This window comes from Bacteroidota bacterium, assembly GCA_005882315.1.
Taxonomy (GTDB): domain Bacteria; phylum Bacteroidota; class Bacteroidia; order Chitinophagales; family Chitinophagaceae; genus VBAR01.
The window spans coordinates 307,708-323,282 of sequence record VBAR01000001.1 but is presented as its reverse complement, the minus strand read 5'-3'; the positions used below and the strand labels follow the sequence as shown (position 1 = coordinate 323,282).

Genomic DNA, 15,575 nt, shown 5'->3' with positions numbered 1-15,575 from the left:
GTTCTGTTCGCTATTGAACATATAACGAAGAAAAATTAAATGATCACAAGACTTTACATATTACTGATTGTTCTCTATTCACCATTCACCATTGACCATTCACTGGCTCAGTTAGTAGATAAAACTCCTGCAGCAGTTCCTGTTGCTCCATCCATTTACAACCGTGAGCCATACGAAGACCCGCAGATAAGCGGCATCAACCGTGATCCATCAAGAACAACAGCATATTCATTTGCTTCTATTAATGATGCATTGAAAGGTGACCGGGTAAAAAGCGGAAGATATATATCATTAAATGGGAATTGGGATTTTTCATTTGCACTTAAACCCGGTGATGAACCAAAGGATTTTTATAAAAGCAGGGTAAGTGGCTGGAAGAAAATTCCTGTCCCATCTAACTGGGAAATGCAAGGATACGATAAGCCGATCTATAAAAGTGCAGTATATCCTTTCCGCCCCGCGAATCCTCCTTATGTCCCGAAAGATTATAATGGAGTAGGTTGTTATCAAAGAACATTCAGTGTCCCCGCTGACTGGAAGGATAAAAACATCAGTTTACATTTTGGCGGAGTAAGTTCTGCTTATAAAGTCTGGCTCAATGGGAAATTTGTTGGCTATGCGGAAGATAGTTTTCTGCCAAGCGAATTTAATATCACACCTTATTTGCAAGAGGGAGAAAATGTTTTATCAGTTTGGGTGATCAGGTGGAGCGATGGGAGTTTTTTAGAAGACCAGGACCAGTGGCGCCTCAGCGGTATTCATCGTGAAGTGTATTTGCATGCAGAACCTAAACTGCGTATTGCAGATTTCTTTTATCAAACCAAACTTGATAAAAATTATAAAGATGCATTGCTGAGTATTCGTCCACGAATTGAAAACTTAACGGGACATGAAATGCTAGGCTATGTTTTGAAAGCGCAGCTATATGACGAATCAGATAGGCCAGTACTGAATCAATCATTAGAAAAAAAAGTGGATGATATCATCAATGAAATTCATCCGAGACTGGACAGGGTAAAGTTTGGTTTACTTGAAACAAACATTTCTAATCCAAAGAAATGGAGTACTGAAGAACCCAACTTGTATAAGCTGGTATTAAGTTTAGAAGACAGCGTCGGTAATTTACTCGAAGTAAAAACCTGTAAGCTAGGTTTTCGTTCCATTGAATTCAGAAAATCAGATAGCAAGCTTTTAATTAATGGCAAGCTGACTTATTTATATGGAGTCAATCGCCCAGACCATCATCCAACAAAAGGAAAAGCATTATCAAGAGAAGATATTTTGCAGGATATAAAAACAATTAAGCAATTCAATTTTAATTGTGTCCGTCTTTCCCACTATCCCAGCGACCCGTATTTATTGGATTTATGTGATGAGTTTGGAATTATGGTGATTGATGAAGCTAACCTGGAAACACATGGTTTGGGTGGCAAACTCGATCATGATGCAAGTTGGACTGCAGCATATCTTGAAAGAATGAGCCGAATGGCGTTGCGGGATAAAAATCATCCATCAATTATCATGTGGAGTTTGGGCAATGAAGCAGGAAGTGGGCCTAATCATGCAGCAATGGCAGGATGGATAAAAGACTTTGATATGACAAGACCTTTGCATTATGAACCAGCAATGGGAAGTCCAAAAGAAGAAGGTTATATCGATCCATCCGATCCTCGCTATTTAAAATCAAATGATCATTCACACCGTATCCAAAATCCGCTTGATCAATATTATGTGGATGTGATAAGCCGTATGTACCCTTCGGATTATACAGCACCATTATTAGTGAATCAAAAAAATGGAGACACAAGACCTATTTTCTTTTGTGAATATGCACATGCAATGGGGAACAGTGCAGGTAATATCAAAGAGTTTTGGGATCAATGGAGAACAACACCAAGAATAATCGGTGGTTGTATCTGGGAATTCAAAGACCAGGGATTATTGAAAAAGGATTCAGCCGGTGTTGAATACTATGCATATGGGGGTGATTTCGGAGAAAAATATTTTGACAATTTCACTATCAAAGGAGTTGTAAATGCTGATGGAAAACCCAAAGGAGCGATGTATGAATGCAAGAGAGTATTTCAACCGATACAATGTGAATGGGCTGATTCAGGAAAAGGGCTGGTGCAGATCATTAATCGCAGTGAAATAAGAAATGTAAATAAATATTGGGCTATACTGGAAGTATTAGAAGATGGGAAAAAGATCGTGAATACTATTATAGGCGCAATAGATGTAGCTCCGGCAGGAGAAAAAATAGTTGATATATCATCATGGTTGCCAAAAATGAAACCGGATGCTGAATATCATGCAAAATTGAGTTTTGTACTGTTGAATAAAGAGCCCTGGGCAGAAAGAGGATTTGAGATTGCCAGTAATCAATTGAAAATTGCAAATTATTACACACCAACGTCACAAAATTTTACAGCACCAACAACTTTCAAAGAAAATGATTCCAATATTCAATTGACCGGAAAAAACTTCACAATAAATTTTAGTAAAACGAATGGAGCATTGACTTCTTATATACAAAACGGTCAAGAACAGTTGAAGACTCCTCTGTTGCCACATTTTACCCGTCCTCAAACAGATAACGATAAACGTGGCTGGAAAACACATCGGGTATTAAAGCAATGGTATGAGTCTAAACCAAACCTGGTAAATATCAGTACAGGAAAATGTGATGGACATCATGGAAGCGGCATTCTTGTTCAAAGTATTTATTCACTTATACATGATAGCGCAAAAGTTACTGTCAGTTATGAAGTTTATGGCAATGGGACTATTAAAATAAATTATGATTTAGAAACAAAACAGGGGTTGCCAAATATTCCGAGAGTAGGTGTGCAAATGGGAATTGAAAGAACGTATGATAATATTGAATGGTTTGGGCGGGGTCCATTTGAAAATTATATTGACAAACGTTATGGCGCTGATGCAGGTATTTATAATTTACCCATCAAAGATTTTATGGAAAACTATGTAGTGCCACAAGAAAATGGAAATAGAACCGATGTAAGGTGGATGTATTTAAGTGATCCCAAAACAAAAGATGGATTACTGATCGTTACAGACAGTTTATTAAGTATGAGTGCATGGCCTTATACCGAAGAGAATATTCAGAATGCAAAACATACCAACAAATTAAAAGATGCCGGTTATATAACTTTGAATATTGACTTAATTCAAATGGGTGTTGGCGGTAATGATAGCTGGAGTGATGTGGCAGCTCCGCTTGAACAATATCAAATTAAGGCTAAACCTTATCAATATAGTTTTTATATTGTTCCTTTTAATTCAAAAACAAAAGAAGCGGGGGCAAGGGCTAGAGAGATCAAATACTAATGAGGAAAAAATTTAATTGGGCTAAAGCCCTAAAACAAGATTGGTTTTTATTTGCCCCGGCCTTAAGGCCGGGGCAAATAAAATTTTTTCTCTCATGGGCTTTAGCCCATTTTATTTACATAGCTGTATCTGCACAGAAAGAAGTTCCTCAGTCTTTGATGCAAAAAATTTATGATGAAGTAAAAACGCCTTATAAATATGGATTAGTTGTTACTCCGGAATATGATTCAAAGAAAATAGATTGTCCATCTGTGTTTCGAAAAGGAAAAGATTGGTATATGACTTATATTCTTTTTGACGGTCGTGGCTATGAAACATGGCTTGCAAAGAGTAAAGATCTATTGGAATGGAAAACATTGGGAAAGATCATGAGCTTTGGAGATACAACCAATAAAGATGCAACTGAATGGGATGCAAATCAAAAAGCTGGCTATATTGCCTTACAGGATCATAAATGGGAGGGTTCATACAAACTAGAGAAGTATAATAAGAAGTACTGGATGAGTTTTATCGGGGGAAAAGAAAAAGGATATGAGACGGGTAAACTAAGCATTGGCATAGCACATACTGATAAAGACCCGACAAAACCACATGAATGGAAACGTGTTGGTGACCCTGTTTTATCAATTAGTGATATTGATGTTCGCTGGTGGGAGAATAAAAAATTATATAAGAGTTCGGTTATCTGGGATAAAGACAAAACTTTAGGGCATCCATTTGTGATGTACTATAATGCTAATGGCGATACAAGCAACAACACACCCAAGTGGCGTTGGTTTGAAAGGATCGGTATGGCAGTAAGTGATGATATGATCAACTGGCAACGATATCAAATTGATCCTGTCGTTCACCATAAAATTGGAATAACGGGAGATGGAGTGATACAAAAGATCGGAGATGTGTGGGTAATGTTTTATTTTGGAGCTTTTTGGGAAGAAAGAAAAAATGAAGCGTTTAATCGTTTTGCCTGTAGTTATGACCTGGTGAACTGGACAGATTGGAACGGCGATGATCTTATCAAATCAACGGAAGATTATGATGCGAAGTATGCACATAAAAGTTATGTGGTAAAATGGAAGGGTGTAGTGTATCATTTTTATTGTGCAGTAGATAATAAGGATCATCGGGGTATCGCTGTCGCTACTTCTGTTGATAAGGGGAAAAGCAAAATGAAATTTTAAACCCCTGTCCCCTAAAGGGGAACTTAGGTGGTAAAGGCTTAAATATTTGTCTTAGTATAATTGATGATAGTAAAAAAATATTCTGTTACCACGATTTGTTTGCTGTTGATCTCATTTATTGGATTTACACAGCAAACTAGGCCTATTGACATAATCGAAAAGAATTTTCTCAATCCACCCGAATCAGCAAAGCCATGGGTATTCTGGTACTGGATGCATGGTGCTGTTTCCAAAGAAGGCATCACCGCCGATTTAGAAGCAATGAAAGAAGTCGGCATTGGCGGCGCATACTTAATGCCAATAAAGGATACTTCATCAGTAATTCCATTTCAACCAACAGTAAGACAGCTAACACCGGAATGGTGGGAAATGGTAAAATTTTCCATGCAGGAAGCAAAACGATTGAAGTTAAAATTAGCGATGCATGTAAGTGATGGCTTTGCACTAGCCGGTGGTCCCTGGATCACTCCCGAACTTTCCATGCAGAAATTAACCTGGACAAAAACATATATCCGAAACGGGTATACCGGAAAAATAAATTTAGAGCAACCTGAAACAAAAGAAGATTTTTATAAAGAGGTAGCAGTATTTGCTTATCCGGCTAATTCTTCTTATGCTTTCCGGAACGAGATAATGATACCGACGGTTTCAACAAGTAATGGCGTGAAAGCTCCTTTCTTATCTTATCCTGATGCGGATAATAAGCAGAGTTTTAAAAGTGATACTAATTGCTGGATCCAATATAAATACCCGCAACCATTTACATGTCGTTCCATTCGTATTCATACCGGTACCAACAGTTACCAGGCACAGCGGCTGGTCATTCAAACAAGTGAAGACGGCATCAATTTTAAAACTGTAACGAGATTAGAACCGCCGCGTCATGGCTGGCAGGATACCGAAGAGGATTACACACATGCAATTCCTTTAACTACTTCTAAGTATTTCCGTTTTGTATACGATAAAGAAGGAAGCGAACCCGGCGCAGAAGATTTGGATGCTGCGAAATGGAAACCATCTTTAAAAGTGATGGGAATTTATTTAAGTGATGAGCCGGTGATCAATCAATACCAGTCAAAGAACGGATCTGTGTGGAGAGTAGCAGCAAATACAACAACGCAACAGGTAAATGAAAGAGAAGCCGTGTCATTAAAAACGATCATTGATCTTACTGGAAAATTAGATGCAGATGGAAATCTGAACTGGACAGCGCCACAAGGTAATTGGGTAGTTGTAAGAATTGGTCACACTACTACCGGGCAAACGAATGCAACCGGCGGCGCAGGCAAAGGATTAGAATGCGATAAATTCAATGCAGCAGCAATAAAACTGCAATTTGATAACTGGTTTGGAAAAGCTTTTGAAAAAACAGATCCTGCTTTAGCAAAAGAAGTGTTGAAGATATTTCATGTTGATAGTTGGGAATGCGGTAGCCAGAACTGGAGTAAAAATTTTGCTGCTGAGTTTAAGAAAAGAAGAGGCTATGACCTGGTGCCTTATTTATTAGTGATGACCGGTGTGCCAATTGAAAGTGCAGAGAGATCAGAAAAGATCTTGCATGATGTAAGAACTACGATCGCTGAATTGGTGAATGATGTATTTTATGTTACGCTTAAAAAACTCTCTGCTGCAAAAGGATGCCAGTTCAGTGCAGAAAGTATTGCTCCAACATTTGTAAGCGATGGATTACTGCATTATAAAAATGTTGATCTGCCAATGGGTGAGTTTTGGCTCAATAGTCCAACACATGATAAGCCCAATGATATGTTTGACGCCATCAGTGCCGCACATATTTATGGGAAGAATATTATCCAGGCAGAAGCTTTTACATCAGTAAGAATGAACTGGGGCGAACATCCCGGAAATTTAAAAGCGATCGGCGATAGGAATTTTGCATTAGGTATTAATAAAATGGTCTTGCATGTATGGACACACAATCCATGGTTGAATAAAAAGCCGGGAATGACATTGGATGGTGTGGGTTTATATTTTCAAAGAGACCAGACATGGTTCAAACAAAGCAAGGCATGGATCGAATATCTTACAAGATGCCAGGCATTATTGCAATTAGGAAAACCTGTTGTTGATATTGCTGTATTTACGGGTGAAGAAATACCCAGGCGTTCAGTTTTGCCAGACAGGTTAGTAAACACATTACCTGGAATTTTCGGAAAAGAGAAAGTAGATGCAGAAAAGAAAAGATTAGAAAACACCGGTCAACCGATGCGTCAAATACCAGATGGAGTTTCTCATTCAGCAAATATGGCTGATCCGGAAGACTGGATCGATCCTTTGAATGGTTATAAATATGATAGCTTTAATCCCGATGTGTTGATGACAATGAAAGTCGTGAATGGGAGAGTAGTTACCCCGGGAGGAGCAAGTTATGCTGTACTAATAATACCGGGAAAACATCCAATGAATCCTAATGGAACAATGAGTACGGCTGTTTTGAATAAATTAAAACAGTTAGCAAATGCAGGGGCTAAGATCATAGTTGACGAAGGATATATTAAATCATTTAATGGCAGTAAAAATGTTTTTCCGACACCTTACATGGAAAGCTCATTTGAAAAACTCGGAGTGAAAAAAGATATAGAGTTTTTAGAACAAAGCCATTCTGTTGCATGGACACACAGAAAAATTGGTGATGTCGATATTTATTTTTTATCAAATCAAATGAATGAGCCAAACTCAGTACGGTTAACTTTTCGGGTTAATGGAAAAAACCCGGAACTGTGGGACCCTATAAGAAATACTATAAGCGACAATTTTGGAATTGAAGTTGAAAAAGGAAGTGTGACAACCGGAATTTCTTTAAAAGCGAATCAATCTATATTTATTATATTCAGGAAAGAAGCGGTAAAGTATGAACCCGGCGGGTGGACGATGACTGGAGTTCCAGTAAAGTTTTTTTCGAAAAAATGGGAAGTGTTGTTTAATAAGAATTACGGAGGAGCAGAACAGGCCATCGTTTTCGATGACTTAATAAGCTGGTCAAAAAATTCTGATTTACATATTAAGTATTATTCAGGATCGGCAATTTATCAAAAGACTTTTGTTATAGATAAAAATGAACTCGATAAAAGAGTGTTTGTTGAATTGGATTCTATCTATAATATTGCTACAGTCAGAGTAAATGGAATGGACTGCGGAACTTTATGGACAGAGCCGTACGAATTAAATATTACCAAGGCTATCAAACAAGGCGAAAATAAAATCGAAATCGAGGTCACCAATACATGGCATAATCGTCTAATCGGTGATAATCTTTTGCCACCTGACAAAAGAATTACATGGACGACAGCTCCATTCAGATTAAAAGATAAACCTTTGTTGCCAGCAGGCATTGTTGGTGAAGTAAAACTTATTTTCAGATGAACATAAGAATAATATTAATCATATCTGTTTTATGGAGTGCAAACTTGGATTCTCAATCAGTCCAACCCAACTATAATATTGTCTGGACAACACAAAGTAAAAACGCATCTGAATCTATGCCTTGCGGCGGCGGCGATATTGGATTAAATGTGTGGGTGGAAAAAGGAGAGTTGCTCATTTATGCAACACGAAGCGGAAGTTTTAATGAAGATAATAACCTGATGAAGTCCGGCAGGCTGCGGATAAGACTCTTGCCTAATCCTTTTGATGCCCGCCTGAATGACGCAGTCGGGCAGGGAAAAATTTTTAAACAGGAATTACATCTGCAGGAAGGTTATGTAACGGTTGATGGAGAAAATAATGGGGTGAAAGCAACTGTAAGAATTTGGGTTGATGTAAACAATCCCGTTGCTCATTTCGAAATTTCATCTAATAAAAAGATCGCTGTTGAAGCCGCTTATGAAAGCTGGCGGTACCAGGACAGGCTGCTTACAAAAAGAGAGAACTATTCTAACTCATGGAAATGGGCGCCACCGGAAAATAAGAAATACCTGAAGGATGATATCAGCTTCAGTACGGGTGGAGTTTTATTCTATCATAATAATGGAGAAAGAACAGTTTTTGATACTACAGTTTCGCAACAAGGAATGGATGGAGTAAAAGATCAGCTCTATAATCCGTTAAAGAATTTGGCGTTTGGTGGTTTGTTTCGTGGTGAAAATTTTATTGATGCAGGAACATATGATGGAGTCTACGAACAAACTGATTTCAAAGCATGGGAATTAAAAAGTAAGCAACCATCGAAAACACATTCGCTTATACTGGCCCTGCATACTAAGCAGGAAATTAATTTTGATCAATGGCAGCAGTCACTTAAATCTATATTGATCGGGTCCGGCGATAAAAACGCTTTCGCTAAAACACAGCAATGGTGGCAACAGTTCTGGGGCAGAAGTTTTATTTATATTAATAAAACGGATACAGCATCTGCTGCATGGAAGATGGGTCGCAATTTTCAATTATTTCGTTATATGCTCGGCTGCAATTCCAACAGCCAATGGCCGACAAAATTTAATGGTGGCCTTTTTACAGTTGATCCGCTTTATACCGATGCCGGCAACAAAGGGCTTACACCCGACTATCGTAACTGGGGCGGTGGATTACACACCGCACAAAATCAGCGACTGGTTTATTATCCCATGATCAAAAATGGTGATTGGGATCTGTTGCAATCTCAAATCAATTTTTATCTGCGCATTTTAAAAAATGCAGAACTGCGCAGCAAAGTTTATTGGAATCATGGCGGTGCCTGCTTTACTGAGCAAATGGAAAACTATGGATTGCCCAATTATGCTGAGTATGGAGTAAAACGTCCTGAGAATTATGATAAGGGTGTTGAGTTTAATGCGTGGCTGGAATATGAATGGGATACTGTGCTGGAGTTTTGTTTAATGATGCTCGAAGAGGGACAATATACCGGCCGTGATATCAGTGACCGGGTTCCGTTTGTTGAAAGTTGTGTTCAATTTTTTTATGAACATTATTTTTATGAAAGTAAAAAACGTACAGCAAGACCATTTGATAATATCGGCAAGCTGACTTTTTATCCCGGCAGCGGTGCAGAAACTTTTAAGGTAGCAACTAACTCGACAGCAACATTGGCTGCTTTGCAAACGATCATCAATCGTTTACTGGCTTTGCCCGGCAACTACATATCTGCTGATAAACGTCATCACTATGATAGTTTGTTGAAAAGAACTCCTGCAATCAGCTTTGCCAGTTTTAACGGGCATACCACTATTGCACCTGCAAGATCATGGGAGCGGATAAATAATGTTGAATCACCGCAATTGTATCCTGTATTTCCATGGGGTATTTATGGTGTTGGTAAACCGCATTTGGATATTGCACTCAACACATGGAATTATGATACCAATGTGGTGAAATTTAAAAGTCATGTTGGTTGGAAACAGGATAATATCTGGGCAGCAAGATTGGGATTAACAGATGAAGCATGGAAACTTAATTCATTAAAATTCCAGGATGCACCCAAGCGATTTCCAGCTTTCTGGGGACCGGGTTTTGATTGGACACCCGACCATAACTGGGGTGGCAGTGCCATGATCGGTTTACAGGAAATGCTGATGCAGACAGATGATAAACGTATTTTATTATTTCCTGCATGGCCAAAAGACAAAGATGTACATTTTAAACTGCATGCACCTTATAATACTATTGTTGAAGCCGAATGGAAAAACGGAAAGTTTGAAATGTTGAAAGTATTTCCGGAGGAGAGGAAGAAGGATGTGGAGGTGATGGTAAAATAATATTCATGTTGAGGCCGTGATGCCAGCATTGTTATGACAATACCCCCACGCATCACTTTAACATCAGATTTACTGACCATTGATTGCACTTTTAACAGTAATTTTACCTTACTAATATTTTACTAATGAAAAGTTCAAAGACTATAATTTACTTAACCATTACAGTAATGACCATTATTGGATGTAATGATCAAACAGAAAATCAATCCCAGGACAATAAACCAGTAGACACGATCAAAATTCAGGAACCTAATATTGAGAAAGAAACATATTCTTTTCAAAAGTTACTTCAATTTAAAGACATGTCGTTCGATATAAAAACAAAAGGAAGTGGTTCTTTAAGACAACTCATCATTCAACCAAAAGGATTTGAGGAAACTAATAAAAAGTTTGAACTTGAAATTGATGGAAAAGTCACAGATGCCCAGGTTGCTGATTTAAACTCAGACGGGTTTCCCGAATTATTGATATTTACACAATCTGCAGGAAGTGGAACATATGGAAATGTAATTGCATTTTCTGCCAATGGTGCAAAGTCAATGAGCCAGGTTTATTTTCCACCTACAAGTGAAAACCCTAAACTCAACAAAGGTTATATGGGTCATGACAGTTTTTTGATCAATGAGTCCAGCCTGATCCAGGAATTCCCTATTTACAAAGAAGGCGATCCGAATAGTAAGCCAACAGGAGGCATTCGCAGGATACAATACAAATTAGTGGATGGGGAAGCAGCCAGGAAATTTGTAGTAGATAAAATATCGGACATCTGAAGTATATAGACTACTAAGCAACCTGAACCTGCTAAGGAACGATTTTGATAACAGGACTTAGATAATTTGCAATTTTGCAAACGATCAATACTTTTCAGACGTTGAATCGGGCATTGATTTTGTGAGAAAGATTTACTCAACCTTAACCATATGAGGAAAATTTCTGCTATAGCCAGGGCTCTCATCTTCCTCGTTTTATTTAATTACACAGCAAAGAGCCAGATCGGTTATCAAACTATTGTTGCTACAGGTATTGTCAATCCCATCGATATAGCGATCCCTCCGAATGCAAGTCCTGCAAACGGAAGTACAAGAATATTCATTGCGCAACAAAATGGATTTATCCAACTGTGGAATGGAACATCACTTTCAGGCCTTGTGGATCTCTCTACGGTTATTGCTCAAGGCAGTGAACGAGGCCTGCTAAGCATGACATTTCATCCTTCTTATAATGGAACCACTAACAGAGATTTTTTTGTGTATTACACCCGCAGTTCTGATGGCGGTCTTACTGTTGCCCGGTATAGGACACATCCAACAGATCCAAACGCTATCGATCCCGCAGGTGGAACTGTTCTGATCACTCCTATTGATCATTCATCTTTCGATAATCATAATGGCGGGGATTTGAATTTTGGTCCTGATGGATTTTTATATTTAACAACCGGCGATGGTGGTGGCGGTGGTGATCCTGCTGAAAATGCACAGAATCCAGCTTCCCTTCTTGGTAAACTTTTAAGAATAGATGTCAATGCAACGATTCCTATCACGCCAACTGTTGTTGATATTGGATTGAGAAATCCTTTCCGCTGGAGCTTTGACAAAAACACAGGTGATGCATGGATCGGCGATGTGGGACAAGGCGCATGGGAAGAGATCAATATTAAACCTGCAGGATCAAGCGGATTGAATTTTGGATGGGATTGTTATGAAGGAAATACGCCGTTCGAAATAACTGCTGATTGTCCGGCAATCGGATCAATTACTTTTCCTTCTCATGTTTATGCCAATCCAGGAGGAGCATCAGTTATAGGTGGATTCGTTTACAGAGGCACTGAGATCGCGGCACTGCAAGGTTCGTATATTGCAACCGATTACTCTAGCGGAAACATTTTTAGAAGAAGTCCTGGTGGTATATGGTTCACACAACCGGGAGGACAAGCAGGAATATCAAGTTTTGGAGAAGCACCCGATGGTACTCTTTATGCAGTCTCACAATTTTCAGATGATCTGTATAAAGTGATCGTTACCGGTGTCTTGCCTGTTAAATTGATCAATTTTTCCGGAAAGAGAAATGATAATATTTCCGAATTAAGTTGGAAGACAGCAACAGAACAAAACACAGCAAGATTCAGAATTGAATTCAGTACTACTGCAAGTAATTTTCAAAATGCAGGAATTGTAATTGCAAGCAGGGATCCAAATGGAAGTAATTATTCCTTTCAGCATCGTTTCAATACCAACTCCGATCTGTATTACAGGCTGGCGATAGAAGAAGATGACGGACAAATTGCTTATTCATCCATTATCAGGCTTTCATCCGGTAAAAAAGGCTTCAAAATATATCCTACAGTTATTAAAAACGGCATATTGAATATTAAAACTGAAATACCTGCATCCAAATTACAGATCTTAAGTGCGAATGGGGCAATGGTGTTTAAAAAAGAACTGAATGCATTTACAGGAACAACAGCTATTTCTATACCCCAATTTTCAAAAGGCATTTATATTGTTCAGGTGCACACAGGTGATGGAATAAAAAGAGAGAAGATCATTATCGAATAACTTAGATCTTTCATAGGTGTGTCTTTACATATTTTTCATCTTTTCAACTATCTCTTCGCCTTCTTTGGTAATACCCATTATTTCAGTCATAACGCCGATCTCTTTGGAGGTATCAAAAAAAACGATCTTGGCAATTGGTGTATCAAAGCTGGATATTACCGGGAAGCCTTTATCCTCAAATTCGGAAATTACTTTATCAAGTTGAGCAATGGGTAAACTGTATGCAATATGTTGAATGCCTCCTGCAGGATTTTTATCAATATAATCCTGGAATACGCTGTTTCCTGAAAGAGGTTGAATGAGTTCAAGAAATGTTCCGCCTGAATAAGCCATTGAAACAAGACTCTCGGCATCAGACGGCTCTCCGTAATAGGTAGCATCAAACTCTTTGACACGAATGGTTTGAACGTTACTGAAATTGCTTATTCCCAGCACATCCTTGAAAAAATTTTTCGAGGCATTCACATCTTTTACTACCCAGGCAATTTGAGCAAGATTTAAGCCCAGTGAATTTTTTGTTTCAGTATCCATAAAATTATTTTTGAAGAATGAAAACTAAAATCTATAAAATGTTTTTTCTGATCGAAACAAATTGCTCCATAAACCGGGTTAGTCTTTCCGGTTCTAATTGTTCTAGAAACTTCCCCTCTTTTCTAAAATAAGATCCAACAATAAAACCATCAGCTAAAGGCAGATAGTCGGCAATATTATCAACATTCATACCTGAGCCGACCAATACAGGCAATGTTGTTGCAGCTTTTGCTTTGATCAGATCATTTTTATCCGGGTTCAAACCGGTGAATTGGCTGGTAACAATAACTCCATCCACTAAGAAAAATTCTGCCTGCATGATCTCATCTTTTATATCCAGGTCTATTGTCAATGAATGGGAGCCATGTTTTTTCTTTACATCAGCAAATACTTTTATATGTTCTGCATTCAACTCTTTTCTTCTTCGTAATATTTTTCCAGCCGAACCGTTAATGATGCCGCTGCCACCAACATGAGCAAAAACAAAAGCCTCAACTCTTATATAATCAAGATCCGTGGCAGCAGCAATTTCCAACGATTCAAGATTTGCAGCTTCCAGCATTTGAACTCCGATCGGGCCATCAAATCTTTTTCTTGCTTTCTTGCAGATCTTTGTCATTAGTCTAATTCCTTTTTTATCTAATGGAGCTTGTATATACGGTAGGTCATGATCGTTCTCGAAAATAATACTGTCAACACCTGCTTTTTTATAAATATCAAGATCTGCCAATGCCTGGTCTATTACCCGTTGGTCATCGCCATCATATAAAGGTGAACCGGGAAGTGGTAATACAGCGATCATTGCTGCCAAAAACTTAGGAGGAAGTAGTCTTGCAGTTTTCATTTATGAATGTACTGAAGTTATGTGAATCGCTTTAGACACCCGAATCTTGTGACAGGAAATTTTCGAATTTTAGTAAGATGATGGCGGACGGAATCTTTTTGTTTATCTTCAGCAAACCACCAAACTAACAAGCCATGCTGAAAGTTTACCGCAACTCTGCCATCCTCGTCATTCTGATCATGATCGGCATACAATGGGGATTCTATAAACACTACACCAGCCAGTTCCCGAATTTCGTAGACAAAACTGCTACCATCCACATTCACGGAGCATTGTTGATGATGTGGTTGGTTTTGCTGATCGTTCAACCCTTGCTTATCAAAACAGGAAGGGCACAACTTCACAGAACCATCGGTAAAGTATCTTATGTACTCGGGCCACTTATTATTATATTCCTGTTCCTGATTGGCAGGGGAGCCTATTTGCGATTTGTTGGTAAAGCTCCTGAGCATGATCTATTAGTTCCCATGGTGCTGGATATAAGGGGGTTTCTATCTTTTGCAATATTCTGGGCACTTGCCATGATATACCGGAAGGATTCTTCTTCGCATATGCGGTATATGATCGCTACCGGAATATTAGCTATCGGGCCCGGAATGGGCCGTGGACTCATTAATAGTTTTGATGTTGGGTTTGGGAATGCTATTATAATTACTGATCTGATCAGCCTTGCCATAGTTGGTTTCTTACTCGGCAATGATATTTACAGGAAGAAAAACTACAAGCCATTCCTTGTTGTGTTTTCAGTCCTTTTGATTGGAGCTTTGTTATGGCAAGTAAGGGATAGTGCCGCATGGCAATCATTTGCGAGGAGTTATGCAGCAATGTTCTATTGATCTGAAAACGGGTTGGATCGGGTAAGGGAATGCCGGGAATTAATTTACGGCAACGATCGCACAGTGTTTACATTTTAGCCGATGCTTTCTCCTAATTCCAGTTATCAATTTTCAGATCATGCGGTGAAGGTTTTCCTTTCCCTGTTTCTACATACTCACGAAGACTTAAAAGGAACACAGCCCATTTCATACTGCAATGAGCAGTAAACTCAACTGCTTCACGCCAGTTCCTATGACCGAATATGATAATAGTTTGATCATCTTGTTGTGATAACTCGAAAGTAGTATCAGTCCCAATCCATTCTTCAGGCCCTTCTATACAACGCCACCTCACATTTTTTCCGGGATTGAGTTCCTGCACTTCCATAACCATTTCACCCATTATGTCCCCGGTATTTGATCGAAAAGTGAATTTGATCTTTCCTCCTTTTTGTTCATCACCTTCAGTCTCTTCGGTCCACCAATTGGCAAGACCTTTTATTGTTGATAACGCTTTATAGACTTGCGTTGCCGGGGATTTGATGCCGATACGATGAATAATGTCAACCATGTTTGTAATGTTTTATTGTTAT

The 15,575-nt window shown here is 38.7% G+C and carries 10 protein-coding genes; 7 read left to right on the top strand and 3 right to left on the bottom strand.

Features of this window, described 5'->3' with window-relative positions; all coding sequences use genetic code 11:
* Positions 1-39: 39 nt before the first annotated feature.
* The 6 genes from E6H07_01255 (at position 40) to E6H07_01230 (ending at position 12,792) form a co-directional block, all read left to right on the top strand.
* On the top strand, positions 40-3,348 hold the full coding sequence (locus E6H07_01255) for a DUF4981 domain-containing protein (protein ID TMI64574.1): 3,309 nt from the start codon (positions 40-42) through the stop codon (positions 3,346-3,348).
* Positions 3,348-4,529: a glycosylase gene (locus tag E6H07_01250; GenBank protein ID TMI64573.1), complete on the top strand. Its 1,182-nt coding sequence runs from the start codon at positions 3,348-3,350 to the stop codon at positions 4,527-4,529. Before E6H07_01255 ends, E6H07_01250 begins: the two co-directional genes overlap by 1 nt.
* Positions 4,530-4,592: 63 nt before the next feature.
* The gene (locus E6H07_01245) at positions 4,593-7,910 is read left to right on the top strand and encodes a DNA-binding protein (protein ID TMI64572.1); all 3,318 of its coding nucleotides are present in this window, start codon (positions 4,593-4,595) and stop codon (positions 7,908-7,910) included.
* Entirely contained in the window at positions 7,907-10,237 is a 2,331-nt protein-coding gene (locus tag E6H07_01240; protein ID TMI64571.1) for a hypothetical protein, read from the top strand. The genes E6H07_01245 and E6H07_01240 overlap by 4 nt, the downstream gene beginning before the upstream one ends.
* Positions 10,238-10,362: 125 nt before the next feature.
* Complete coding sequence (locus E6H07_01235) at positions 10,363-11,007, top strand: hypothetical protein (GenBank protein TMI64570.1); 645 nt, start codon at positions 10,363-10,365, stop codon at positions 11,005-11,007.
* Between the two features lie 150 nt (positions 11,008-11,157).
* Positions 11,158-12,792 (top strand): T9SS type A sorting domain-containing protein, encoded by a 1,635-nt coding sequence (locus tag E6H07_01230; protein ID TMI64569.1) that lies wholly within the window; start codon positions 11,158-11,160, stop codon positions 12,790-12,792.
* Positions 12,793-12,816: 24 nt separating this feature from the next.
* Here the strand turns inward: E6H07_01230 and E6H07_01225 are convergent, their stop codons facing one another.
* The gene (locus tag E6H07_01225; protein ID TMI64568.1) at positions 12,817-13,323 is read right to left on the bottom strand and encodes a hypothetical protein; all 507 of its coding nucleotides are present in this window, start codon (positions 13,321-13,323) and stop codon (positions 12,817-12,819) included.
* Positions 13,324-13,354: 31 nt separating this feature from the next.
* The gene (locus E6H07_01220) at positions 13,355-14,167 is read right to left on the bottom strand and encodes a BtpA/SgcQ family protein (GenBank protein ID TMI64567.1); all 813 of its coding nucleotides are present in this window, start codon (positions 14,165-14,167) and stop codon (positions 13,355-13,357) included.
* A gap of 134 nt (positions 14,168-14,301) precedes the next feature.
* Here E6H07_01220 and E6H07_01215 point away from each other — a divergent pair, with 134 nt between their 5' ends.
* Positions 14,302-15,003, top strand: a complete 702-nt coding sequence (locus tag E6H07_01215) for a hypothetical protein (GenBank protein TMI64566.1) — start codon at positions 14,302-14,304, stop codon at positions 15,001-15,003.
* A gap of 91 nt (positions 15,004-15,094) precedes the next feature.
* Here E6H07_01215 and E6H07_01210 read toward each other — a convergent pair whose 3' ends face one another.
* Positions 15,095-15,553 carry an SRPBCC domain-containing protein gene (locus E6H07_01210; protein TMI64565.1) on the bottom strand — a complete coding sequence of 153 codons (459 nt, stop codon included), beginning with the start codon at positions 15,551-15,553 and terminating at the stop codon, positions 15,095-15,097.
* Positions 15,554-15,575 lie beyond the last annotated feature (22 nt).